This window comes from Halothiobacillus sp. DCM-1 (assembly GCF_045689735.1).
Taxonomy (GTDB): Bacteria; Pseudomonadota; Gammaproteobacteria; order Halothiobacillales; family Halothiobacillaceae; genus Halothiobacillus.
In genome coordinates, this window is sequence record NZ_CP142685.1 from 1,299,777 (window position 1) to 1,324,028 (window position 24,252).

The following is a 24,252-nucleotide window of genomic DNA, read 5'->3' on the forward strand; positions in this document are numbered from 1 at the left end:
AAAATCCGTCAACCTCCTGCACTGAAAAACCCGCGTTCAGTTCAGGGGTCGAAGGACTCGAAGCAATCCCAGCTCCGGATTTCCCCGGAGCCAGGCAACCGATAAATCAGCGATTCACAACCGCTTATTTCTTATCGTCTTTGACTTCTTCGAACTCGGCATCCACGACATCGTCATCCTTGCCGGCAGCGCCCGGTTGTGCCCCGGATGCCCCTGCCCCACTGGCAGCTTTCTGCATCAGCGCCGTTGAAACTTCGGTCAATGCAGTCATCTTGGCTTCGATGCTGGCTTTGTCGTCGCCTTTCATCGCTTCCCGCAGCGCCGCAATGGCCTCGACCGAAGGTTTCTTGTCGGCCTCGGTCAAAGCATCGCCTGCATCCTTGATGGTTTTTTCGACGGTGTGAATCAGGCTGTCGCCCTGGTTGCGCACATCCACCAATGCCCGCAGTTTTTTATCTTCTTCTGCATGCGCGGCTGCGTCGTCCACCATGCGCTGAACTTCGGCATCGGAAAGACCGGAGTTGGCCTTGATGACGATCTTCTGTTCTTTGCCGGTGCCTTTGTCTTTGGCGGACACATTCAGGATACCGTTGGCATCGATATCGAAGGTGACCTCGATCTGCGGCATCCCGCGCGGCGCCGATGGAATATCGGTCAAATCGAAGCGACCCAGCGACTTGTTGCCCGAGGCCATCTCGCGTTCACCTTGGAGCACATGCACGGTGACCGCCGTCTGGTTGTCATCCGCCGTAGAGAAAACCTGGCTCGCTTTGGTCGGAATCGTCGTGTTTTTCTCGATGAGCTTGGTCATCACGCCGCCCATGGTTTCGATCCCGAGCGACAGCGGGGTCACATCCAACAGCAGTACATCGCCGACGCTGCCAGACAACACGCCCCCCTGAATCGCCGCGCCCACGGCCACAGCTTCATCCGGGTTGACATCCTTACGCGGCTCTTTGCCGAAGAAGTTTTTGACCGCTTCGCGCACTTTCGGCATGCGGGTCTGACCACCCACGAGGATCACCTCGTCGATGTCGCTCAGGGAGACACCCGCATCCTTGATCGCAGTTTTGCAGGGCGCGATGGTGCGCTGAATCAGGTCATCCACCAGCGCTTCCAGTTTCGCCCGCGTGATTTTGACATTCAGGTGCTTAGGCCCGGTCGCATCGGCCGTGATATACGGCAGGTTGACATCGGTCTGCTCGGTCGATGAGAGCTCGATCTTGGCTTTTTCCGCCGCTTCTTTGACACGCTGCATCGCCAGGGGATCATTCCGCAGATCCACCCCTTGCTCTTTCTTGAATTCATCCACGAGGAAGTCGATCAACCGGTTATCAAAGTCCTCACCGCCCAAGAAGGTGTCGCCGTTGGTGGAAAGCACCTCGAACTGTTTTTCGCCGTCGATATTGGCCACTTCGATGATGGACACATCGAAGGTTCCCCCGCCCAGGTCGTAGACGGCAATCTTGCGATCCTTGTTATCAGCCTTGTCAATGCCATAGGCCAACGCGGCGGCGGTCGGCTCGTTGATGATCCGCTTGACATCCAAACCGGCGATGCGACCGGCATCTTTGGTGGCCTGACGCTGGGAATCGTTGAAATAAGCCGGCACGGTGATGACCGCTTCGGTCACCGGCTCACCGAGATACGCCTCGACATCTTTCTTGATTTTCATCAGCACGCGCGCAGAAATTTCCGGCGGTGCCATTTTTTTACCATTCACCTCAACCCAGGCATCGCCATTGTCAGCCTTGACGATTTTGTAAGGCATCAATTCGATGTCTTTTTGTACCGCCTGCTCATCAAACCGACGGCCAATCAAGCGCTTGACGGCATACAGGGTGTTTTTCGGATTGGTTACCGCCTGGCGTTTGGCCGGTTGCCCCACGATGATTTCACCATCATTGGCATACGCCACGATGGACGGGGTCGTGCGCGCGCCTTCGGCGTTTTCAATCACCTTGGCCGTTTTGCCTTCCATAATGGCCACACAAGAGTTGGTGGTGCCTAAATCAATACCAATAATTTTTGCCATGTCCGATTCCTCAAAAAACGAAAAACGGGAAAACTTAAGTTGTGTCCGGCGACGCTACATCGCCGATCTGTTCAGGGGTATGTGGCCGCCCGCGTGAATTTCAAGGGCAACTCAAGCCGGTTTTGACACCACAACCAACGCCGGGCGAACCAAACGATCGCGGAGCAAGTAGCCCTTCTGCATCACCCCAACCACATGATCGGCCGGCCCCTCATGCGGTTGCACCGAAATCGCCTGATGGTGATCGGGGTTGAATTTTTCACCCAGCGGATGCACGGGCTGTACGCCGAATTTGTCCAGCGTCTGAAAAAACAAAGTGAGTGTCATCTGGTTGCCTTCGCGAATCTTCTCGATGGGCGTATCTGCTTGTTCGCAAGCCTGAATGCCTAACTCAAGCGAATCGATCACCGGCAGCAGGCCATCGACAAACCGCTCCAGCGCGAATTTCCGGGCATTTTCGATATCGCGATCGGCCCGTTTGCGCAGGTTTTCCATCTCGGCGTGCAAGCGCAGAATCTCCTGCTCTTTTTCCGCGAGTAAATCAGCTTGAGCCGTATCCACTCCCTCCGAATTCTCCACCGCGGCCTCGATCGGCGTTTCCTCTTGCATGGGCTGATTTTGCTCTGACATCGCTCATTCCTCTCAATAGATTATGCAGTTACGCCAAGCCATCGACCACCATCGACGGCCATGATGGGCTTAAGGTTGGGATGGTTCAGTGATTTTTCAAGCCGGGCAAACCCACACCGTGGATGAATCCGAGGATCAACAACAAAAAAGGCAGCCTGTCACGGCTGCCGTTCACTCCTGGAATTCTGCCCGCAAGAACCAACGGTCGTTAAGGAAGCGCTGATTTATTCAGCACTTCCCCGAGATTAGAACCACAAACGGACGCTATCGACCATCCGTTTGAAGAATCCTCCTTGCGGGACGGCCTTCAGCGCCACGATGGGGCGTTCGGCCAGGACTTTATTACCCGCTTTGACGATCAGTTGCCCCAGCGGTTGATTGAGCGCAATCGGCGCCATCAGTTTGGGATTGATGGTCATCGAAATCGTCACATTCTTGGCATCCGTTTTACTGACCAGCGCGACGAGATCACTGGTCAGACCAACGGGCACTGTGTCTTCCTGCCCTTTGAACACCGCAGGCGTGGCCAGCACTTCACCCGCTTTGCGAATCGGCACATTCTCAAAGAAGCGGAACCCATAATTGAGCAACGCTTCCGCCTCGTTGTTACGCGCGTCATCACTCTCGGTGCCCAAGACGACGGCAATCAGACGCATGCCGTTTTGCATACCGGAAGTCGCCAGGCAGTAACCGGCTTCCTCCGTATGGCCGGTTTTCCCACCATCAACCCAACTATCGCGGAATAAGAGCTTCTCCCGGTTGTATTGGGTAATGCCATTCCAAGTGAAGACCTTCTGCCGGAAAAACTCGTGGTAATACTCCGGGAAACGGCGCACCAGATCGTTGAACAGAATGCTGATATCCCGCGCAGACATGACATGGCCATCCGCCGGCCAGCCGGTCGGGTCTTCGTAGTGGGTGTTTTTCATGCCGAGCTTCTGTGCCATCGCATTCATTTGCGCCACGAAACTCGCCTGGTTCCCACCGACATATTCGGCAAGGGCGGTGGCGGCATCATTGCCCGATTGGACAATCATGCCCTTCAACAGATTTTCAACACTGACCTGCTTGCCCACCTCGATAAACATTTTCGAGCCTTGCATCTGCCAAGCATTTTTGCTGATCGTGACCATGTCGTTTAAGTGAATGTCGCCCGCTTTCAATGCGCTGAACACGAGGTAGGCATTCATCAGTTTGGTAATACTGGCCGGCGGAACCGGCTGGTCGGCATTTTTTTCGACGATGGTTTGACCGGTATTCGCGTCCACCAGAATGTAGGAACGGGCAGAGAGCACCGGCGCGCCGGGCGTTGGCATCGCCATCGGGGCGGGGGTTGGGTTTGGCACCGGCGCGGGCTGATTCGCCGGAATGGCGACCGGATCCGCGACCACCAGCATCGGCGCGCCACCCAATAAAACGGCGCAAGAAAACACCGCATGAACCACCGGGCGTTTTGAACGGGAAGCGACAGCGAACAGCGCGTTTTTTTTCATTACTCCACTACCATCTGAGCGTTTTCAAAGCCAATACTGCGTAACTGATCCATCAGTCGATCATAATCTTCCAGCGAGGGCACCGGGCCGACACGCACGCGCGTCAGGTTACCAAAGGGTAGAAGGCGCACATCGGTGATCCCCGCCGCATTCAGCCGTAACCGCACCGCCTGAACATGCCCGGCATCCCCGAAAGCGCCGACCTGCACATAGACATCTTGTCCCCAGGCCGCGCGCGGCACCGGCTTCGGCTGCGGCAACGCCGCCACCACTGACGGAGGCGGAGCCAGAGGCACCGGCACTGCCGGGCTAGGCGGCGGATTCGGTTCGGTAATCACCGGTTGCGCCGGCAATGGCTGCCCTACGGTAATGGCCTGCACATCCACCATCGCCGTGCCCCGCCCGAGCATGCCGATCTTGCGCGCCGCCGCATAAGACAAATCAATGATCCGGTTCGACACAAAGGGGCCGCGATCGTTCACCTTGACGATCACCGACGCACCATTTTCCAGATTGGTCACCCGGGCATAGCAGGGAATTCGCAGGGTTTTATGCGCTGCCGTCATCGCATACATATCGTAGCGTTCGCCACTCGCGGTTTTTTTGCCGTGAAACTGCGGGCCATACCAGGATGCGACCCCTTGCTCGTCATAACCCGTGTTGTTCTGCAGGACATGATAAGTCCGGCCATTGACGGTATAGCTCGGCGGGTTGATCCGATCCGGCTGGGCCTCGTAGCGCGGCACGGCATCGGCTGTGGCGGCCTCATTCGGATTCAGGCGCGGCCCGGTAGAGCATCCGGCCAACAACCCCGCCAGAACCACTACGCCCCAAGCCCAGAACGCCGCCAAGCGGCTATTGCGCCCCACGAGGCTCATTCGCGTTGCCCGGTGGTCATCTGCGCCCGGCGGGCGTCCGCAATGGCTTGACCCAGTTGCCAGACGGCCATCGCGTACAACACGCTGTAGTTGTAGCGGGTGATCACATAAAAATTGTTCAAGCCAATCCAATACGCGACCTTGTCGCCATCAGTGAGCGTAAACAGCATCAGTTTCTCGTTATCCGGCAGGAATAAATCCTTGGGCAAGGTGACCCCCAGTTGCCGTAGCGCCCCGGCAGTCCATTTGGGCTTGAGATCGCGGCCTGTGTTGAGCTGGCTGGCCACCGCTGCCTGTTGGCGGGCATCGAGCGTGACTTCAAACGCCACGGGTGCATGATCGACCCAGCCGTGCTCGGCAAAATAATTGGCAACACTCGCGAACACATCGGCATCGCTGTGAAACAGATCAACCCGGCCATCGCCATTGCCATCTACCGCGTATGCCAGATAACTGGAGGGAATGAACTGCGGCATCCCCATCGCACCGGCATAGCTGCCTTTGGCTTCGCTCAGATCCAGGTGCTCCTTGTTCGCCAACACGAACAAATCTTTGAGCTGGCCGCGAAAGAATGCCCCGCGTTTGGGGTAATCGAAACCGAGCGTGGCCAACGCATCCAGCAGGCGATAATTCCCCATGCGCTGGCCGAAAAATGTCTCCACACCCACGATCGCCACAATGATTTGCGGATCCACCCGATAACGATCCGCCGCTTGCTGTAGCGCCGCCGCGTGTTCGTTCCAGAAATCCACCCCGGCATCGATGCGTTTCTGGGTCAGAAAAATCGGCCGGTATTCCCCCCAGGTTTTCGATTCTGCCGGGCGATTCATCGCCGCGATGATGCTGGGCTGATACTCAGCGGCATTCAGCCATTGCTGGATTTGCGCGAGGGGAATTCCGGTCGATTTGGCCGTTTCAGCCGCGAAGCTTTTCACCTCCGCACGGCTCGCGTACTGCCCCGGACTCGTCGATGCGGGCACCTCGGCGCAGGCAGAACCCGCCAGCACGACCAATCCCACCGCACTCCCCATCACCCAGCGCCGCACCCCGGAAAGACTCATCGCTCATGCCCTAAAAAACTGCGTTGTGTTTGAATGCTCATCAGCATACCCAAGGCGATCATAATGGTCACCAGTGCCGTGCCTCCATAACTCATCAGCGGCAAGGGCACGCCCACGACCGGCAGCACGCCGATCACCATGCCGGCATTCACGAAAACATAAACCAGAAAGGTCATGGAAATCGCCGCCGCCAACAGACGACCCGCCACCGATTCCGCATAGGCGGCGATGTACAAACCGCGCCAGATCACCGCCAGATACAGGCCGAACAACAGCAGCAACCCCATCAGGCCGAACTCTTCGGCATAAACCGCCAAAATGAAATCGGTGGTGCCTTCTGGCAGAAAGTTCAAATGCGACTGCGTGCCCTGCAACCAGCCCTTGCCCCACACCCCGCCCGAACCGATCGCAATCATCGACTGAATGGTGTGATAGCCCGCGCCCAGGGGGTCGGCCATTGGGTTGAACAGCGTCAACACGCGCTCCTTTTGGTAATCGTGCATGACGAAAAACCACATCAACGGGGCTGCCGCCGAGACGGCCAGCACGAAGCCCAGCACATACCACCAGGACAGCCCGGCAAAGAACAGGACGAACAACCCGGCCATCATCACCAAAATAGCCGTCCCCAGATCCGGCTGCATCACGATCAGCACCGTGGGAATCCCGACCAGAATCAAGGCGATCAGCACATCAAACCAGCGCGGCGGCAATGGCCTGTGCGATAAAAACCAGGCCAGCATCATCGGCATGCCGAGCTTCAGGATCTCTGCTGGTTGAAACCGGATAAACCCCAAATCCAGCCAGCGGCGGGCGCCTTTACCAATATCGCCCACCAGATCGACCGCCACCAGCATCAACACCACGGCGACGAACAGCCAAGGCGCAATCGCAAAGAAAAATCGTTGCGGAATCTGCGCCACCGCCAACATGAGCAGGAAAGCCAGGGCAAACCGGAACGCGCTTTTTTCCACCCAGAGCACACTTTGATCGGAGGCCGAATACCCCGCAATCAGACCAATGGCCGCAATCAAGGTCAAAAAAAACAACAATACCGGATCGTAATGGATGCGGCGAATCACCGCCCAGCCCCGTTGCCAGCCTTCCAGCCAATGGCCGGAGTGCCCCATCGGCCGATCGCGGGAGAAGCGCGCCAGAATTTTTGGCCGATCCGGCCGAGTACCCGGTTCAATCGCCATGTTGCGTAAACTCCGCCTTCACCGCCTGATCGGGACGGTAACCGAGGTAATAATCCATCACCCGGCGCGCCACCGGCGCGGCCGTGCCGGAACCCGAACCGCCATGTTCGGCCAGCACCGCCACGGCAATTTTCGGATCTTTGAACGGGGCGTAACCGATAAATACCGCGTGATCATGCAGCTTTTTCGCCAAATCCTTGGCGATGTAGCGCGCATTCTGTGCAACGGTAAACACCTGCGCCGTGCCAGTTTTTCCCGCGATCAGATAAGGCGCGGCGATTTTTCGCGCGGTGCCCCGGGCGCCATTGACCACATCGTACATCCCCTTTTGCACATCGCCCCAGAATTGCGGGCTTTTGAGCTCGATCGGCGCTTCGGCCTTCTCATGGCTCGCCACCAGCCAGGGGCGCATGTGCTTGCCCGAGGTCGCGATGATCGAAGTGGTTTGCGCCAATTGCAGCACCGTGGCCAGCATATAGCCCTGACCGATGCCCGCGATCACGGTTTCTCCCGGATACCAAGGCTGATTCTTGGTTTTACGCTTCCACGCCGGGGAGGGTACCAACCCCGAGGATTCCCCCGGCAGATCAATGCCCGTCGGCTGACCCAAGCCGAACTCAGTCAAAAAGCGATGCATTTTGTCGATTCCCATGCGGAAGGCGAGATCATAAAAATACACATCACAAGACTGAGTAATCGCGTCGTCCAGGTTGACCCAACCATGCCCCCAGCGCAACCAGTCCCGATAGTGATGGCTGTCGCCCGGAATCTGGAAATACGGTCCGGCAAAGAATTTCTTGTTCGGATCGAGAAAGCCATATTGCAAGCCGGCCAGCGCCATGACCGGCTTGATGGTCGAGCCCGGCGGATAGGTCGCGGTCATGGCCCGATCGAACAACGGACGCTCCGGATCTTGCAGCAGCGCCTGATAGTCTTTGTGACTGATGCCATCGACAAACAGATTCGGATCGAAACTCGGGCGGGACACCATCGCCTTGATCGCGCCGGTGTTCGGATCCTCCGCCACCACGGCACCGCTGTAGCCCCCCAAGGCCGCCGCCGCAATCCCCTGCAAGGGCACATCCAGTGTCAGATGAATATCCTCACCGGGGGTCGGCGGCACCACCTTGAGCACCTTGACCACGCGCCCCACCGCATCGACCTCGACTTCTTTATAGCCCGGCTCGCCGTGCAGCTCGGCCTCATATTGACGCTCGATCCCCGATTTTCCGATGTACTGCGTCCCCTCGTACTCATCCGGATTGATGCGTTTCAAATCCGCCGCATTGATCCGGCCGACATAGCCGACCACATGCGCCAAGAGCTGCCGGTAGGGATACACCCGTTTGAGCGTCGATTCGATGGACACCCCAGACAGCCAAGGTTTGAGCTGCGCGAGCTTGGCCATCTCCAGCGGTGTCAAATCGGATTTCACCAGTTGCGGAGCGAACGAGCGACCAAAGCGGATGCGCTCGCGCAGATCCTTGACCGTATCATCATCCAGTTGCAGCACCGTTTGCAGAATCGACAGCTCTTCGTGCAGATTGGTCACATCTTCCGGCACGATCTGCGCAGAAAAGGTGGCGATATTGTCGGCCACCACCCGGCCCCCATCATCGAAAATCCGCCCACGCTCGGGCGGGATGACCAGCATCCGCGTGCGATTTTTTTCGGCCAGTTCCGCAAAATGGTGATGTCGATCCACCTGCAGAAAGGCGGCTCGCCACATCAGCACAAGAAAGACGATCAAGGTAATCAGCGCGGCCAAGAGCACGCGGCGCCGAAAAATTCGCCGCCCCAAATCCCGCGCGTGTAGTGATTGCGTGCTCATGAAAAAGAACGGGCGGCGACCGAGCCGAAGGCTCTATCGCCGCCGAGCGAAGATTCCCTCAGGGTCAAGCCGTGAATCGGGCAATCGAGGCGTTGATCTCGGCGCAGGCTGCGGCCTTATCGGCCCAACCATCCACCCGCACCCATTTGCCCGCTTCCAGCGCTTTGTATTGCTCGAAGAAATGCTTGATTTGACCGCGCAGCAACTCCGGCAGATCGGTCACTTCCTGCACCTCGTTATACAGCGGGGTGAGCTTGCTGTGCGGCACGGCAATGATCTTGGCATCCACACCCGATTCATCGGTCATCCTCAGCATGCCCACCGGACGGGCGCGGATCACCGAACCCGGCTGCAAGGGATGCGGGGTGACCACCAGCACATCGACCGGATCCCCGTCTTCCGACAGCGTATTCGGCACAAAACCGTAATTGGCGGGATAAAACATCGCGGTCGCCATGAAACGATCGACCAACAACGCGCCAGAATCTTTATCGACCTCGTACTTGATCGGCGCACCCTGAGCCGGAATTTCGATGACGACAAAAATATCTTCCGGCGCAGACTTGCCTGCCGGGATTTTCTTCAAATCCATGATTTTCTCCAAAAACCGAATAAAAAAGACCCGAAACACGCTGCGACAGACCCGACAAACAACCCGCCAGACGCCGCAAACTTTGCGTATTATACGGACTTTGTTTTGCCCCCGCCGGTTCCCGCCGCCTGGGGTTTCCGTTTCCGTGACCTCAGTACGACAGGATTTTTCATGCGTATCGTTCTCCTCGGCGCGCCCGGCTCCGGCAAAGGCACTCAGGCCAAAAAACTCGTCGATCAATACGGCGTGGTACAAATTTCCACCGGCGATTTGCTGCGCGCCGCCGTAAGCGCAGGCACACCGCTTGGCCGTGCCGCCAAATCCGCGATGGATGCCGGGCAACTGGTGAGCGATGACATCGTGCTCGGCATGATTCGGGAGCGGCTGAGCCAGCCTGACACCGCGCGGGGCTACATTCTCGACGGCTTCCCGCGCAACCTCGCGCAAGCAGCCGCACTGGATGCCCTGCTCGCGGAGATTGGCCAATCCCTGCAAGCAGCGATTTTGCTCGATGTGCCGTTCATGGATCTGATGCGGCGCCTGACCGGGCGCCAAACCTGCCGCCAATGCGGTGCCGTGTTCAATCGCTACACGCACCCGAGCCGGGTACCCGGCGTCTGTGATGTCTGCGGCGGGGAATTGTTCTCGCGCGATGACGATAACGAAAAAACCGTCAATCAGCGCCTGACCGTATTCACAGAGCAAACCGCACCGCTGATCGAGTTCTACCAACAGCAGGGCAAACTCGACCGCATCGATGGCACGCAATCCATCGAGGCGATCACGGCACAGTTCCAGCGTGTCTTGAGCCAGCGCGGTGTCTGAAATCCTCCGGCGCATGGCTCGGCGAACCGGCTGGGTCTGGGCGTGTTCCCTCCTGACCGGGCTAGTCCCCCTGGCGGTCACGGCGGCCTCCCAGCCGTCGCCCGATGCCGCCTGTACTCAGGATGAGAGCGCCTGCGCGCTGTGCCCGCCCTTTGGCACCGGCCGACCCGCCGTGCGCGTCGAACCGCCCGAAACACCCACCCACGCCACGGCAAATCACGCGCAATATCAAAAAGATGGCGCGATTGTGCTGACCGGCAATGCCCAGATTGATCGCCCGGCCGATCGCATCAGCGGGCAGGAACTCACCTATCAGAAGCAGCCCGTAGAGAAAATCACCGGCAGCGGCGATCTGTGGTACGAAACGCCCAGCTTCAGCCTACAGGCCGACCGCGGCTGGCTGGAACCGCAAGCGCATCAAGGCGAGCTGGGCGATGCCCGCTATTGGCTCAATACCCGCCGCGCCACCGGGCAGGCCCAGCGCGTTACCCAGACCGCTGAAGGGCAATACCAATTATTTCAGGCGGATTACTCCACCTGCCCGGCCGAACATCGCGCCTGGGACATCACCGCCGCACGGATTGATCTGAACCGGGAAACCGGACGCGGTCAGGCACACGATGCCGTCCTGCATGCGGGCGGCATCCCCGTGTTCTATTTCCCGTATTTCGATTTTCCCATCGACAACCGGCGACAATCCGGCCTGCTCTACCCCACCTTTGGCAGCAGCACAGCCGGCGGACTGGAGTATGTCCAACCGTATTACTGGAACATCGCCCCGAACCGGGACGCCACGATCAGCCCGCATCTGTTCACCCGGCGCGGGCTGGGGCTGAACGCGCAATACCGTGATCTGCATCGGGTCGGGGCACGCGGTATTGGCCGGGATCAGGCCGATCTGTTCTGGCTGCCCAACGACCGGGTGGCCGGTAGATCACGCTGGTCGCTTGGGCTGAGTGACCAAACCACCCTCAATGATCGGGTGAACTGGAATTTCGCGCTCAACCGCGTGTCCGACCAGCAGTTTTTCCGCGATTTTTCGACCGACCTGAATCAGGCCGTCACCGATAACCTCGCCAGCAGCTTCAACCTGAATGCCTCAGCGGGCGGCTGGGGACTCGGGCTTTCCGCCCTGCAATTTCAAACAGTGAATCCCGCCATCCCGGAATCGGCGTATCCCTACCGCATTCTGCCCCGGCTCTCGGCTGGCCGATCCTTTGATCTCGGCTGGGCCACCTTCAGCCTGCCAGCGGATCTGACCCGGTTCACCCACCCTGATCCCGCCTTGACCACCGGCGACCGGGCGCATATCGCCCCGGCACTGTTCCGGCAATTCCGCGCATCCTGGTTTGATTTCACGCCGAAAATCCGGTTGGACGCGACGGCGTATTCGCTCGATCGAGGCACTGCGGATCCACTCTACGGCGCAACTGACCCGCAAGACCAAATCAACCGCGTGCTACCGATCAGCAGCTTGGATGGCAAGCTGCACTTTGAGCGCCGTTATGGTGCGACAGGGCGCTATCTCGCCGAATTCACGCCCCGTGCCTATTACCTCTATGTCCCGTATCGGGATCAAACCGCCATCCCGCTGTTCGATACCGGCATTGCCAACTTAAGCTACAACCAGCTCTTCACCGACAACCGCTTCACGGGTGGGGATCGGATCAGTGATGCCAACAGCCTCACCTACGGCGCCAGTTGGTCGCTGATCGACACCCAGACTGGCACGATGCCCCTCTCGCTACGCTTGGCACAACGCTACAACTTCAGCCAAGTGCGGGTTGCCCCCCTCATCGACACCGGCGGCAGCACCGTGGTCGCCGAAGCCTATTCGGATCTCGACACCCACTGGAACGGCAGCGTGACCACCGAATACGACAGCGCCACCGGCCAGCTAGGTCGTACCCAGACCCGCCTGGGCTATCGGACGGACGCCAATACCGTCGCGAACCTGAGCTACTACACCAAACCGACCGACACCACCGCCGGCTACCGGCAAACCGATGTGTCGTTTGCCTGGCAAACCGATCCGCACTGGCAGGTTCTGGGGCGCCTCGGCTACGACCTCGAACAGCATCAAATCGTGCAATCGCTGATTGGCGTAGGCTACGACTCCTGCTGCTGGGCGGCGCGCGTGGCGCTCAAACGCTATGTCACCACGCCCCAAACCGCCCTACCCAACCCGTCACCCAACTACGCCAACGCGATTTTGCTCGAAGTGGAACTCAAGGGATTGGGCGCGTTCGGCGCCAAGAACCGGTTCCGTGAAGAAATCCTGGGGTATGATCCCTAAACCCGTCTCCATCACATCTGCCTGATTCGGAAACCAAGATGCTGCATCCCATCGCCCGCCGTTTGCTCCCCGCCGCTTGTCTGGCTTTCAGTGCCGCGACCGCATTGACCGCCGCCCCACTGGCCTGGTCAGCCGAGCCGAAAGCGGCTCTCCAGCCACTGGATCGAATCGTCGCCGTCGTCAACCAGACGCCGATCACCCAACGGCAACTGAACGCCGAAGTGCAGCGCGTAGCCGCACAGATCAATGCGCGCAACCTCAGCCCCGCCGATTACCAGCAACTCGAAGAACGGGTGCTGGATCGCATGATTACCGAATCGGTCGAGCTGCAACGCGCCGATCAACTCGGGATCCGCGTCTCCGATGCGGAACTGGATGCCGCGCTCGATGGCATCGCCCAGCGGAATGGTCTATCAATCAACGGGTTACAAGCCGCGGTGCAGCAGCGCGGTGAAACCTGGGATCAGTACCGCAACGAAATTCGCAAACAAATCGTGCTCGAAGAACTGAAAAAGCGCGAAGTGTATGAACGGGTGGAAATTTCCGACCGCGATATCGATGACTACCTCAAGCAATATGACGCCAACCAGGCGGGCAACACCACGGAATATCATGTCGCCCAGATCTTGATCAGCGTCCCGGAAAACGCCTCACCCGATCAGGTCACCGCCGCCAAGGCGCGGGCGGACGCAGCGCTGGCGGCGCTCAAGGCGGGTGAACCGTTCGAGAAAGTCTCGGCGGAACGCTCGGATGCGCCGAACGCCGTCCAGGGCGGTGATCTCGGCTGGCGCGATGCCGCCCGCATCCCCTCGCTGTTCATGACCGCCATCGAATCACTCAAACCGGGTCAGTTTAGCGGGCTGATTCGTAGCCCCAACGGCTTTCATATCGTCAAACTGCTCGACGAGCGCCAAGAACAGGCCAAGCAGTCCGCCGTCACGGAGTACGACGCCGAGCATGTGCTGATTGCAGTCAATGCACAGCGCAATGCCGAAGCCGCCAAGGCGCTCGCTGAAAAACTGCGCCAGGAAGTCGTCAGCGGCAAAGCCAGCTTTGCCAGCATCGCTGCCAAATATTCCGACGATAAAGGCTCGGCAGCGAATGGCGGGCAACTCGGCTGGGTCAAACCAGCGGACATGGTGCCGGAATTTGCCAGCATGCTCGAAAAAACCCCGGTTGGCACGGTCAGTCCCGTGTTCGAAACCCAGTTTGGCTATCACTTCCTTGAAGTGCTGAAAACGCGGCAAGTCGCCGTGTCCACTGCTGCACTGCGCGCGCAGGCGCGCCAGGCGATCGGGCAGCGCCGCGCCGAAGAAGATCTGGTCAATTACATCCGCCGTTTACGGGCAGAAGCCTATATCGACAACCGGCTGACCGGCCAGATCAACGACGCCGATCAAACGCCGCAATGACCGAAGCCGTCATTCCCCGCCTCGCCCTGACGGCGGGTGAACCGGCGGGCATCGGCCCGGATCTGCTGCTGGCGCTGGATCCCTCCCCGTTCGCCGCCGAGCTGGTGATCCTCGGGGATCGCACCAGTTTCATCGAACGCGCCACGGCGCTGGGCTTACCGTTCGACTGGCCGGACTACGATCCCAAGCGTCCGGCTCAGGCTGGACGATGCGTGTTGCTGTCGATGCCCACCGCCGCGACGGTGCGCCCTGGGCATCTGGATGTCCGCAATGCCCCTCAAGTGCTCGCCTTGCTGGATCGCGCCGCCGACGGCTGCCGCGCCGGAGAGTTCGCCGCGCTGGTGACCGCGCCGGTACACAAAGGCATCATCAACGACGCGGGCATCGCATTCAGCGGCCATACCGAATACCTGGCCGAACGGGTAGGCGGCCATCCGGTGATGATGCTCACCGCAGGCAGCCTGCGCGTCGCGCTGGCCACCACCCACCTGCCGCTCGCGGCCGTGCCCGCAGCCATCACGCCCGCCGTATTGCACCGCGTGCTGGATACCCTGCATACCGAGCTCGGCCAGTGGCTCAAAAAACCCAGACCCCGGATTCTCGTGGCCGGGCTGAATCCGCACGCCGGCGAATCCGGCCATCTCGGCCGTGAAGAACTCGACTGCATCGGCCCCGCGCTGGAACAAGCCCGCGCGCGCGGCATCGAAGCGATTGGCCCGCTCCCGGCCGACACCCTGTTTACCCCCCGCCACCTCGCCGGCGCCGATGCCGTGCTTGCGATGTACCACGACCAAGGCTTGCCCGTGCTGAAATACGCAGGCTTCGGCCAGGCCGTGAATGTTACGCTTGGCTTGCCGATCATTCGCACCTCGGTCGATCATGGCACGGCGCTGGATCTTGCCGCCACCGGCCGTGCCGAGGGTGGCTCACTGATCGAAGCCATCCATACCGCGCTCGACCGCGTGCAGCAGGCATCCACCCCATGACGCGGCCATCGACGCAGACTGGCATTGAAGACGGGCATCGTGCCCGCAAACGCTTTGGACAGAACTTTCTGACCGATGCGGGCGTGATTGCGCAGATCGTCTCCGCGATTGCCCCCAAGCAAAGCGATGTCATGCTCGAAATCGGCCCCGGGCTTGGCGCCCTCACCTGTGCCCTGCTGCCACATCTCCCGGCCTTGACCGTCGTCGAACTCGACCGCGACCTCATCCCCAAACTCAAGACCCGCTGCCAGGCGGCGGGCATGGCCGAAAAACTCACCGTGCGCGCGGAAGATGCCCTGCAACTGAGCCTGACCCCGAACGGACAACGCCAGCGCATCGTCGGCAATCTGCCGTACAACATCGGCACCCCGTTGATTTTTCATCTGCTCGATCAGGCCGCCCACATTCAAGACATGACCTTCATGCTGCAAAAGGAAGTCGTTGATCGACTGGCCGCTGAGCCCGGCAGCCGCGACTACGGCCGACTCTCCCTCACCGTTCAGGCCCGAGCCGCCGTGGAACCCTTATTCATCGTGCCGCCGACGGCGTTCAATCCACCGCCCAAAGTCGATTCCGCCATCGTCCGGCTCACCCCACACCTCGAACCCCGGGTGCCCCCCGCGCTCTGGCCGACCTTCAATGAATTGGTCACCCTTGCCTTCAGCCAGCGACGAAAAACCCTCGGCAATACCTTGAAACCTTTACGCACGGCGGACGAACTCCTCGCCGCAGGCATCGACCCGATCCGGCGCGCCGAAACACTCGACCTCGACGACTTTCTGCGGTTGGCGCGACAACGGCATCGTTGAGTAAGACTGGACGCGCATTACAGGTAGAGCGCGCCTGCGTATTCCCAGAGTCGAAGAGCATTTGGCATTTGAGCCAAGCGAGGGATCCCGTCATCACAATCAACAAATAAATCATTTAGTTATGGAGAATCCATGTTAGCCAGTATGAAATTCCTGCGCCGTATTTTTGTTGTAGTAACTTGCTATCTGTTATCACTCTACGGCCTTGTTTTCTCGATCATTCTAATTGGCACCTCGGGAACAAAATCCTTACTTGGAGCGATTGTCGGCATTGCTATTCTTGTTGCATGGGTTATCCACATCATCATGAGCATTAATTGGGTCATAGACAGAGCAGTACAGCCCTATATACCGGTATGGGGCTCGATCGCTGGGACATTTGGGTTAATTTTCTGGCCTTTTGCCCTAGCAGCAAATAACTACGCCCCCAGCCAGTCGGCACTTCAGGCCATAATCATGGGGCTGGTTTTTACAGCTCCTTGCTTTCTATTGGCGATTTACCTCGTCCAGTTCCATCTACGAATCGCATCAAAGAATGCTACGCCTATCAGCTAAAACTCTTGGTCAAACCCTCCGACGGAGCGTCTCCCAACTGCAGTGCTAGTCATCCCTAGGTGCGCCCGCACGGCAACCAGCCTCCCAATGGATTCACCGCGAATTAAAACGACTGCTAAACTCGTCTCAATCGTTTTTCAAGGATTCACCCGTGCGCCAAGTTCATTGTTTTGCCACGCCGACCGAGCTGATGAGTGCCTGTGCCGATGCCGTGTCCAGCGTGTTGTCCGCTGCGATCGAACTTCAGGGAATTGCCCGAATCGCGCTTTCGGGCGGGAGTACCCCGGCGGCGCTCTACGCCGAACTGGCGCGCCGCCCGCAGGCGCTGCCTTGGTCGCGTGTGCGGTTTTATTTCGGCGATGAACGCAGCGTGCCGCAGGATCACCCGGACAGTAACTTTCGTCTGGCCAAGACGCATCTCTTCACGCCATTGTCGATCGACCCGGCGCAGGTTTTTCCGATGGTGAGTGCGCCGCCTCTTTCCCCAACGGCGGAAGCCGCGCGCTATGCCGCCCTGTTGGCGGAATTCGCGGCACCGAACGGGGTGCCGGTATTCGATTTGATTCTGAACGGCATGGGCGATGATGGCCATTTCGCCTCGCTGTTCCCCGGAACGCCCGCACTGGATGAACGCAGCAAGACGGTCGTCGTCAACCCGGTCGAACGGCTGCAGACCGAACGCCTCACCCTGACCTTCCCGGTCTTCGAAGCCGCCCGGCGGGTGCTGTTTCTGGTGTCTGGTGCCAGCAAACATGCGGCTTTCACCGCTTCCGGCCAACCCGATTCTGATTTGCCCGTGGCGCGGCTGAGCCGGGCACGGGTCACCGACTGGTTTATTGATCGCGCTTGTGCCGAAGGAAGCGGACAATGACCCCGGCAGCGCCGCATCCTTTGGCTGCGCACATCGAAGTCATCCCGCGCGCCGTGTATGTCGCCGAACACAGTGACCCGGAACGCCAGCGCTTTGCCTTTGGTTATGAAATTCAAATCACCAACCACAGCGCCGCGACGGTGCAGTTGCGCGACCGGCACTGGCTGATCGACCACGGCAACGGCTCGCTGCAGGAAGTCCGGGGTGAGGGGGTAGTCGGCGAGCAACCGGTTCTCGGCCCCGACGAAACCCACCGCTACCGCTCGGGTGCCATCATCGAAACCCCCGCCGGACAGATGTGGGGCGACTATGGCTTCACCGATTCGCAGGGGACGCCGTTTCGGGTGGCAATTCCCTTATTCCACCTGCTCGCCCCCGCCCATCTGCGGCCGCTGCAATGACCGGACGCCCATGAGCCTGAAGCACACCTATACCCTCTGGGCGCCGCTGTATGACGCTTTGCTGCGCCCGGCCACCGAACAGGCGCGCGCGCGCAATCTGGCAGAACTGGGCTCGCTCGACAATCAACGCCTTGCGTTGATCGGCATTGGCAGCGGGCTGGATCTCGACTGGCTGGCCCAGCACAGCCGCCCCGCGCACGCCATCGGCATTGATCTCACGCCCGCCATGCTGCACCGTGCTGCCCGCCGCCAGCACGCCTGCCCCTTCCCGCTCGATCTCATACAGGGCGATGCCATGACGCTCCCGCTGGCCTCAGCCAGTTGCGATACCGTTCTGCTGCACTTGATTCTCGCCGTGGTGCCACAGCCGGAACGGGTGCTGGCCGAGGCCAGCCGGATTCTCAAACCCGGTGGCCGCCTGTTGATTTTCGACAAATTCCTGCGTCCGGGGCAGACGGCACCGGTGCGGCGGGCGCTCAGCCCCTTGCTCGGTGCCCTGGCCACACGCACCAATGTCGAATTCGAACCGTTACTGGCCGCACACCCCGAACTTTGCTGCCAGCGCGATGAGCCCCTGCTCGCCCGTGGCTGGTTTCGCGGCATAACCCTGCAAAAATCCATCGACTAACGAGAACTTCCCCGCCATGGCCACCTACGCAATCGGTGATCTTCAGGGCTGCCTGGATCCCTTGAAATCCCTTCTCGACCAGATTCAGTACGACCCATCGGTGGATCAGCTCTGGTTCGTGGGCGATCTCGTCAACCGCGGCCCCCAGTCACTCGACGCGCTCCGCTTTGTTCGGGATCTCGGCGAGAAAGCCATCACCGTGCTCGGCAATCACGATCTGTTCCTGCTCGCCTGCGCCTTCACCGATCGCCCCACCAAACCCGGCGACACCTTCGATGAAATTCTCGCGGCACCCGATCGGGATGAGCTGCTCGACTGGCTGCGCCACCGCCCGCTGATCCATCACGATGCCACGCTGGGCTGGACTCTCGTGCATGCCGGCATTCCGCCCGATTGGGACTTGGCCACCGCGCTCGATCAGGGCAAACGCGCCCAAAAAGCGCTGCGCCAGGCCGATCCTTACCCATTTTTTGCGGCGATGTTCGGCGAAAACCCGCCCCACTGGGATGAAAAGTTAAGCAAATCACTCAAACTGCGGTACACCATCAACGGGCTGACCCGCATGCGCTATTGCACGGCAGATGGGCAGATGAACCTCAAGGAAAAGCGACCGGCAGCCGAAGTGGGGGATGAACTCATCCCCTGGTTTGCGCTACCGCAACGCCGCAGCCGCAACGAACGCATCGTGTTTGGCCACTGGTCGGCGCTGGGCGAGGCACGGGACCGCAACAAAACCTGGTGCATCGATCAAGGCTGTCTCTGGGGTCGGCAACTCACTGCCCTCAAGCTCGACACCCGCCCGGCCAGCGTGTTTCAGGTCGATTGCCCCTGTTACCGCCAACTGCTGAGCCAAGATGCCTAAACACTTGATAATAATCGTTTATTGATCCAGACCAGGATTGACGGGGTGACGACAAGCCCGCCAAGAAACCCCTGCCCCAATGGAGGGGCATCCACCCGTCGTCGCCCCGGCTGCCGGTTTTCCTCACCCCAGTTCCGTGATAAGTTGCCGCAGGACTTTTCGCGCGTTCCGCGAATACCCGCCCGCGCCACCGCGCTGACTCCATGATGCTGAACTGCCTATTTGCCCTCATTGCCCTGCCGTTTGTTGCCGCGCTGCTGACCGCCGTACTGGGGTTGACGCGGCCATCCGCGCCTGCCTGGGTGGCCGGCGGCAGCAGTGTGATCGGGCTGGTTCTGCTGGCGCTGGCGGCCACGGCGGCCGATCTGCCCGGCGCATCGATCGTCCAGATTCCCTGGTTGCCCGCGCTGGGGCTGACGCTCGCTCTTCGGCTCGATGGCCTCTCCCTGCTCTTTGCCGGTTTGATCTTGGCCATGGGCGGGTTGATCGTGCTGTATGCCCGCTACTATCTCGGCGCGGGCGATCACGCCGGGCGTTTCTTCACCAGTCTGCTGCTGTTCATGGGGGCGATGCTCGGCATCGTACTGTCCGAAAATCTGCTGTTGCTGGTGATGTTCTGGGAGCTGACTTCTCTCACTTCCTTTTTGCTGATCAGTTTCTGGCAACACCGGCAGGAAGCCCGCGCCGGAGCCCGAATGGCGCTGACCATCACCGGCATGGGTGGGCTGGCGCTGTTCGGTGGGGTGCTGCTGCTGGGGCAGGTGGCCGGAAGCTATGAGCTCTCCGCCGTGCTCGCCGCCGCCCCCCGAATCCAAGCCAGCCCCTGGTTTACCCCGAGCCTGATCCTGATTCTGCTCGGTGCCTTGAGCAAATCCGCCCAGTTTCCTTTTCACTTCTGGCTGCCCAACGCGATGGCCGCGCCCACGCCGGTTTCGGCCTATCTGCATTCGGCCACGATGGTCAAGGCGGGCATTTTTCTGCTGATGCGCCTGTTCCCGGTGTTTTCTCCCAATGAATGGTGGTTTGCTCTGGTCGGCGGTGCGGGGCTGATCACCTTTCTTCTGGGGGCTTATACCGCACAATTCCAGCAGGATTTGAAAGGGTTGCTGGCCTATTCGACGCTAAGCCATCTCGGGCTGATCACGCTGCTGCTGGGGTTTGGCACGCCGCTGGCCGCCGTCGCGGCCGTGTTTCATTTGATCAATCACGCGACCTTCAAAGCCTCGCTGTTCATGGTCGCCGGGATTGTCGATCACGAAACCGGCACCCGCGATTTACGCCGCCTGGGCGGGCTCGCGCGGTTCATGCCGCACACTGCCACGCTGGCCGTTGTCGCCGCCGCGGCCATGGCGGGCGTGCCGCTGCTGAATGGATTTATCAGCAAGGAGCTGTTTTTCGGTGCGGCGGTGGATCATGCCCGCGCGCTCGGCTCGGCCTGGTTACTGCCGGTGCTGGTGACCATCGGCGGCGCCTGGTCGGTCGCCTATGCCCTGAAATTCGTGCTGGGGACTTTTTTCGGCGCCCCCTCCCCGGATTTACCGACCCAGCCGCATGAACCGCCCCGCGCCATGCGCCTGCCGATCGATCTGCTGGTTGCCTTGTGCCTCGCACTCGGTCTGTTGCCGACGGTGCTGATCGGCGGCCTGCTCTCCGGCGCGGTTGCTGCGCTGCTGCAGGCACCTGCCCCGGCCTTTAGTCTCGCGCTCTGGCACGGCTGGAATGCGCCGCTCGGCATGAGCGCCGCCGCCATCGTCGGCGGGATACTCTTCTACCGACTGCGCCGCCCGCTGCAACGCGGGCATGATCAGCTGCTCGGCCGACTGTCAGCGGCTCGGATTTTCTGGCGGCTGCACCACGCGCTCGAATCCGGCGCGGCGCAGCTCACGGTGCGGATCGATCAGGGACGCCTGCAACCGATGCTGCTCGCCACCCTGCTGAGCGCGGTGTTCGCGACCGGGCTGGGATTCGTGCGCTTTACTGCGCCACTCATCGGCACGGCACCCGCGCCCGCCACCGACTGGCTGACCGCGCTCGGCATGATTGGCTTGATGGGCATTAGCCTGATCGTGGTCATCGTTCACCGTGCGCGGCTGATTGCCCTGTTGTGGGTGGCCGCGCTCGGGCTCGGCGTTTCCCTGTTGTTTTTACGGTTCTCCGCCCCCGATCTGGCCTTGACCCAGCTTTCGGTCGAGGCGATCACCATGGTGCTGATGTTGCTGGCCTTGCGGCATTTACCCGCCCAAAGTCATGCCGAGCCCCTGCCCCGCCGCCTGCGCGATGGGCTGCTGGCACTCGGCATCGGCGGCGGCATCACCCTGTTGACCGGCGCGATCATGACGCGGCAGACCGAGACCATCGCGGCGTATTTTCTCGCCAACAGCTTGAGCGGTGGCGGCGGACACAATGTGGTGAATGTCATTCTGGTCGATTTCCGGGGCTACGACACCTTCGGCGAAATCAGCGTACTGGCGCTGGCCGCGCTCTCCGTATTCGCCCTTCTCGAACATTTGACGGTACCCAAACCCGCCGGTCATCCCCAGGCTTTGCGTCTGGCGCAGGCACCGCTGTTCCAGAGCTTCTTGCCGATTCTGTTCCCGCTCACGATCCTATTTGCCGTCTTTTTACTGCTGCGCGGACACAATGCCCCCGGTGGCGGCTTCATTGCCGGCCTGGTCGCCGCAGCCGCGCTGCTGCTCGTGTATTTGGGCTTTGGCGCACAAAAAAGCGCCCGTTGGCTCCCCTTATCGACGCAGGGCGCCCTATCACTCGGACTGGGTCTCGCCCTCATGACCGGGCTCGCTGCGCTGCTGTTTCAGCGCCCCTTCCTCACCTCGACCTTCGGGCATTGGCACCTCCCCCTGATCGGCGAAATTGAGTTGGCCAGCGCAATGGTGTTCGATTTCGGGGTATTTTTCGTGGTACTCGGCGCCACGATGATGATGTTGACGCGACTGGCCGCCATCCCGGAAACCCCAACCGCCCGGGGGAACTCATGATGAGTTGGCTGTTCGCCGGGCTGATCGGTAGCCTGACCGCCGCTGGGATCTATTTAATCCTGCGCGCGCAAACTTTTCCGGTCGTGCTGGGATTGACGCTGCTTTCCTATGCGGTGAACCTGTTTTTGTTCGGCATGGGGCGGCTCAACACCAACGCGGCGCCCGTACTGGGTGCGAACGGTGCCTATACCGACCCGCTGCCGCAGGCGCTGGTCTTGACGGCGATTGTCATCGCCTTCGCCATGACCGCGTTTGTGATCGTGCTGGCTCTGTTCACCCGGCACACCCTCGGCGGGGATGGCGTCAATGGCCGCGACGACGACCGAGGCGAACCCCGATGACGCTGTCCATTCCCAACCTGCACGCCCTGCTCGCGGTGCCCGTGCTGTTGCCAGTGTTGACGGCGACCCTGCTGATCGCACTGCCGCGCGCTTGGCTGGGGATGCAACGGCTGATCAGCGGCATCAGTCTCGCGGGGCTGTTTTTGGTGCTCATCGCCTTGTGGTTCAGCCAAGCCAGCAGCACGAGCGTGGTGTATCCCTTGGGCGACTGGCCCGCGCCGTTCGGCATCGTCTGGGTGTATGACCGGCTCAGCGGCTTGATGCTGCTGCTCACCGCCACGGTGGCGCTCATCAGCCTCATCTACGCCACGAGCCACCGCATCGATGGGCAAGGGGCGCATTTTCATGCGTTGTTTCAGGCCGAACTCTTTGGTCTGAATGGGGCTTTCCTCACCGGCGATGTGTTCAACCTGTTCGTGTTTTTTGAAGTCCTGCTGCTAGCCTCCTACGGCCTGATGCTGCATGGCGGCGGCGCGGCGCGCGCCAAGGCCGGGCTGCACTACCTTGTCATCAACCTGGTCGGTTCGACCCTGTTTCTGTTCGCGGTGGGCGCGCTTTATGGCGTTTTAGGCACCCTCAATCTCGCGGATATGGCGCAGAAAATCAGCACCGCGCCGGTCGAAAACTATCCGCTGATTGCGGCCGCCAGCCTGATGCTGTTCATCGTTTTCGCCATCAAGGCCGCCGCGTTCCCGCTCTATCTCTGGCTACCGGCAACCTATGCCGAGACCTCGGCGCCGGTGGCGGCGTTGTTCGCCATCATGACCAAGGTCGGGCTATACGCCATGCTCCGCATCCACGGCACTCTGTTCGCGGCGGATACGGCGCCGCCGGGTCTGCAATCACTCTTGGCGCCTTGGTGGCTTTGGCTGGGGCTCATCACCCTGATCATGGCAAGCCTCGGCGTGTGGGCGGCGGATTCGCTGCGACGGCAAATCGCTTATCTCGTGCTGAGTTCGGTCGGCACGCTGATGATCGCGCTGGGGCTCAACAGCGCCGAGGCACTGACCGGCGCGTTGTATTACTGGCTGCAAAGCACCTGGCTCACTGCCGGATTTTTTCTGTTGGCTGATGCCCTCGTGCGCGCCCGGGGTCAAGATGGCTGGGCGGCAACCGGCAGCCCGCAGCCATTTGCGCCGCTGGCCATCCTGTTTTTCCTCTACGCGGTGGCGCTCGCGGGATTGCCCCCATTCAGCGGATTTTTAGGCAAGGCGTTGATTCTCAAAGCAGCACTGCATCAACCGCTCGCCCCCGCCATTCTCGCCACACTGCTCCTTAGCAGTCTGGTGCTGGTCATGGCGCTGGCGCGCAGCGGTTCTGCACTGTTTTATCACCACAGCGGCACCCCCCAGCCCAGCAAGCCGCTGCCTCGCGCCGACTGGTTTGCCTTGAGCCTCCCGCTCGTGCTGATGCTCATCTGGGTCGTTTTGGCCGGTTCCATCACCCAATCGCTGGCGCACACCAGCCAACAATTCCGTGACAGCCGAATCTATGTGCAGACGGTGCTCACGCTCACAGATTTTCCGCATAAACCCGGTATATCACCATGAA

Annotated in this window: 21 protein-coding genes; 13 read left to right on the top strand and 8 right to left on the bottom strand. The window is 60.4% G+C overall.

Annotation, left to right across the window (positions count from 1 at the left end; translation table 11 throughout):
- Positions 1–124: 124 nt before the first annotated feature.
- The 8 genes from dnaK to ppa form a co-directional block, all read right to left on the bottom strand.
- Entirely contained in the window at positions 125–2,035 is a 1,911-nt protein-coding gene (gene dnaK, locus VOI35_RS06140; RefSeq protein ID WP_407275190.1) for a molecular chaperone DnaK, read from the bottom strand.
- Between the two features lie 111 nt (positions 2,036–2,146).
- Entirely contained in the window at positions 2,147–2,665 is a 519-nt protein-coding gene (grpE, locus tag VOI35_RS06145; RefSeq protein ID WP_407275191.1) for a nucleotide exchange factor GrpE, read from the bottom strand.
- Between the two features lie 245 nt (positions 2,666–2,910).
- Positions 2,911–4,158, bottom strand: a complete 1,248-nt coding sequence (locus VOI35_RS06150; protein WP_407275192.1) for a D-alanyl-D-alanine carboxypeptidase family protein — start codon at positions 4,156–4,158, stop codon at positions 2,911–2,913.
- Positions 4,158–5,036: a septal ring lytic transglycosylase RlpA family protein gene (locus VOI35_RS06155; RefSeq protein WP_407275193.1), complete on the bottom strand. Its 879-nt coding sequence runs from the start codon at positions 5,034–5,036 to the stop codon at positions 4,158–4,160. Before VOI35_RS06155 ends, VOI35_RS06150 begins: the two co-directional genes overlap by 1 nt.
- Entirely contained in the window at positions 5,033–6,097 is a 1,065-nt protein-coding gene (gene mltB, locus VOI35_RS06160; RefSeq protein WP_407275194.1) for a lytic murein transglycosylase B, read from the bottom strand. Before mltB ends, VOI35_RS06155 begins: the two co-directional genes overlap by 4 nt.
- A complete protein-coding gene (gene rodA, locus VOI35_RS06165) occupies positions 6,094–7,227 on the bottom strand; it encodes a rod shape-determining protein RodA (protein ID WP_407276805.1) in 1,134 nt (377 codons plus the stop codon). Before rodA ends, mltB begins: the two co-directional genes overlap by 4 nt.
- Before the next feature lie 58 nt (positions 7,228–7,285).
- The gene (gene mrdA / locus VOI35_RS06170; protein WP_407275195.1) at positions 7,286–9,127 is read right to left on the bottom strand and encodes a penicillin-binding protein 2; all 1,842 of its coding nucleotides are present in this window, start codon (positions 9,125–9,127) and stop codon (positions 7,286–7,288) included.
- A gap of 64 nt (positions 9,128–9,191) precedes the next feature.
- The gene (gene ppa / locus VOI35_RS06175; protein WP_407275196.1) at positions 9,192–9,719 is read right to left on the bottom strand and encodes an inorganic diphosphatase; all 528 of its coding nucleotides are present in this window, start codon (positions 9,717–9,719) and stop codon (positions 9,192–9,194) included.
- 171 nt (positions 9,720–9,890) lie between these two features.
- Here ppa and VOI35_RS06180 point away from each other — a divergent pair, with 171 nt between their 5' ends.
- The 13 genes from VOI35_RS06180 to VOI35_RS06240 all read left to right on the top strand — a co-directional run bounded on the left by VOI35_RS06180 (position 9,891) and on the right by VOI35_RS06240 (position 24,251).
- Entirely contained in the window at positions 9,891–10,544 is a 654-nt protein-coding gene (locus tag VOI35_RS06180; protein WP_407275197.1) for an adenylate kinase, read from the top strand.
- On the top strand, positions 10,537–12,840 hold the full coding sequence (locus VOI35_RS06185; protein WP_407275198.1) for an LPS-assembly protein LptD: 2,304 nt from the start codon (positions 10,537–10,539) through the stop codon (positions 12,838–12,840). The genes VOI35_RS06180 and VOI35_RS06185 overlap by 8 nt, the downstream gene beginning before the upstream one ends.
- Positions 12,841–12,878: 38 nt before the next feature.
- A complete protein-coding gene (locus tag VOI35_RS06190; protein WP_407275199.1) occupies positions 12,879–14,252 on the top strand; it encodes a peptidylprolyl isomerase in 1,374 nt (457 codons plus the stop codon).
- Positions 14,249–15,238: a 4-hydroxythreonine-4-phosphate dehydrogenase PdxA gene (pdxA, locus tag VOI35_RS06195; protein WP_407275200.1), complete on the top strand. Its 990-nt coding sequence runs from the start codon at positions 14,249–14,251 to the stop codon at positions 15,236–15,238. The genes VOI35_RS06190 and pdxA overlap by 4 nt, the downstream gene beginning before the upstream one ends.
- Positions 15,235–16,047: a 16S rRNA (adenine(1518)-N(6)/adenine(1519)-N(6))-dimethyltransferase RsmA gene (rsmA, locus tag VOI35_RS06200; RefSeq protein WP_407275201.1), complete on the top strand. Its 813-nt coding sequence runs from the start codon at positions 15,235–15,237 to the stop codon at positions 16,045–16,047. Before pdxA ends, rsmA begins: the two co-directional genes overlap by 4 nt.
- 132 nt (positions 16,048–16,179) lie before the next feature.
- Positions 16,180–16,602 carry a hypothetical protein gene (locus VOI35_RS06205; RefSeq protein ID WP_407275202.1) on the top strand — a complete coding sequence of 141 codons (423 nt, stop codon included), beginning with the start codon at positions 16,180–16,182 and terminating at the stop codon, positions 16,600–16,602.
- A 151-nt stretch (positions 16,603–16,753) separates the two neighbouring features.
- Positions 16,754–17,473: a 6-phosphogluconolactonase gene (gene pgl / locus VOI35_RS06210; protein WP_407275203.1), complete on the top strand. Its 720-nt coding sequence runs from the start codon at positions 16,754–16,756 to the stop codon at positions 17,471–17,473.
- The gene (apaG, locus tag VOI35_RS06215; RefSeq protein ID WP_407275204.1) at positions 17,470–17,874 is read left to right on the top strand and encodes a Co2+/Mg2+ efflux protein ApaG; all 405 of its coding nucleotides are present in this window, start codon (positions 17,470–17,472) and stop codon (positions 17,872–17,874) included. The genes pgl and apaG overlap by 4 nt, the downstream gene beginning before the upstream one ends.
- Before the next feature lie 10 nt (positions 17,875–17,884).
- The gene (locus tag VOI35_RS06220; RefSeq protein WP_407275205.1) at positions 17,885–18,502 is read left to right on the top strand and encodes a class I SAM-dependent methyltransferase; all 618 of its coding nucleotides are present in this window, start codon (positions 17,885–17,887) and stop codon (positions 18,500–18,502) included.
- A gap of 16 nt (positions 18,503–18,518) precedes the next feature.
- Positions 18,519–19,364 carry a symmetrical bis(5'-nucleosyl)-tetraphosphatase gene (locus VOI35_RS06225; protein ID WP_407275206.1) on the top strand — a complete coding sequence of 282 codons (846 nt, stop codon included), beginning with the start codon at positions 18,519–18,521 and terminating at the stop codon, positions 19,362–19,364.
- 203 nt (positions 19,365–19,567) lie between these two features.
- Complete coding sequence (locus tag VOI35_RS06230) at positions 19,568–22,360, top strand: monovalent cation/H+ antiporter subunit A (RefSeq protein ID WP_407275207.1); 2,793 nt, start codon at positions 19,568–19,570, stop codon at positions 22,358–22,360.
- Positions 22,360–22,701, top strand: coding sequence for a Na+/H+ antiporter subunit C (locus VOI35_RS06235; RefSeq protein WP_407276806.1), 342 nt, complete (start codon positions 22,360–22,362; stop codon positions 22,699–22,701). The genes VOI35_RS06230 and VOI35_RS06235 overlap by 1 nt, the downstream gene beginning before the upstream one ends.
- Positions 22,698–24,251 carry a monovalent cation/H+ antiporter subunit D gene (locus VOI35_RS06240; RefSeq protein ID WP_407275208.1) on the top strand — a complete coding sequence of 518 codons (1,554 nt, stop codon included), beginning with the start codon at positions 22,698–22,700 and terminating at the stop codon, positions 24,249–24,251. Before VOI35_RS06235 ends, VOI35_RS06240 begins: the two co-directional genes overlap by 4 nt.
- Position 24,252 lies beyond the last annotated feature (1 nt).

Coding starts and splice junctions, on each gene's coding strand:
- VOI35_RS06220 (WP_407275205.1), top strand. CDS start 17,885: ATGAGCCTGAAGCACACCTATACCCTCTGGGCGCCGCTGTATGACGCT.
- mltB (WP_407275194.1), bottom strand. CDS start 6,097: ATGAGTCTTTCCGGGGTGCGGCGCTGGGTGATGGGGAGTGCGGTGGGA.
- mrdA (WP_407275195.1), bottom strand. CDS start 9,127: ATGAGCACGCAATCACTACACGCGCGGGATTTGGGGCGGCGAATTTTT.
- VOI35_RS06230 (WP_407275207.1), top strand. CDS start 19,568: ATGATGCTGAACTGCCTATTTGCCCTCATTGCCCTGCCGTTTGTTGCC.
- VOI35_RS06205 (WP_407275202.1), top strand. CDS start 16,180: ATGTTAGCCAGTATGAAATTCCTGCGCCGTATTTTTGTTGTAGTAACT.
- dnaK (WP_407275190.1), bottom strand. CDS start 2,035: ATGGCAAAAATTATTGGTATTGATTTAGGCACCACCAACTCTTGTGTG.
- grpE (WP_407275191.1), bottom strand. CDS start 2,665: ATGTCAGAGCAAAATCAGCCCATGCAAGAGGAAACGCCGATCGAGGCC.
- VOI35_RS06240 (WP_407275208.1), top strand. CDS start 22,698: ATGACGCTGTCCATTCCCAACCTGCACGCCCTGCTCGCGGTGCCCGTG.
- ppa (WP_407275196.1), bottom strand. CDS start 9,719: ATGGATTTGAAGAAAATCCCGGCAGGCAAGTCTGCGCCGGAAGATATT.
- rsmA (WP_407275201.1), top strand. CDS start 15,235: ATGACGCGGCCATCGACGCAGACTGGCATTGAAGACGGGCATCGTGCC.
- VOI35_RS06180 (WP_407275197.1), top strand. CDS start 9,891: ATGCGTATCGTTCTCCTCGGCGCGCCCGGCTCCGGCAAAGGCACTCAG.
- apaG (WP_407275204.1), top strand. CDS start 17,470: ATGACCCCGGCAGCGCCGCATCCTTTGGCTGCGCACATCGAAGTCATC.
- VOI35_RS06150 (WP_407275192.1), bottom strand. CDS start 4,158: ATGAAAAAAAACGCGCTGTTCGCTGTCGCTTCCCGTTCAAAACGCCCG.
- rodA (WP_407276805.1), bottom strand. CDS start 7,227: ATGGGGCACTCCGGCCATTGGCTGGAAGGCTGGCAACGGGGCTGGGCG.
- pdxA (WP_407275200.1), top strand. CDS start 14,249: ATGACCGAAGCCGTCATTCCCCGCCTCGCCCTGACGGCGGGTGAACCG.
- VOI35_RS06235 (WP_407276806.1), top strand. CDS start 22,360: ATGAGTTGGCTGTTCGCCGGGCTGATCGGTAGCCTGACCGCCGCTGGG.
- VOI35_RS06225 (WP_407275206.1), top strand. CDS start 18,519: ATGGCCACCTACGCAATCGGTGATCTTCAGGGCTGCCTGGATCCCTTG.
- VOI35_RS06155 (WP_407275193.1), bottom strand. CDS start 5,036: ATGAGCCTCGTGGGGCGCAATAGCCGCTTGGCGGCGTTCTGGGCTTGG.
- VOI35_RS06190 (WP_407275199.1), top strand. CDS start 12,879: ATGCTGCATCCCATCGCCCGCCGTTTGCTCCCCGCCGCTTGTCTGGCT.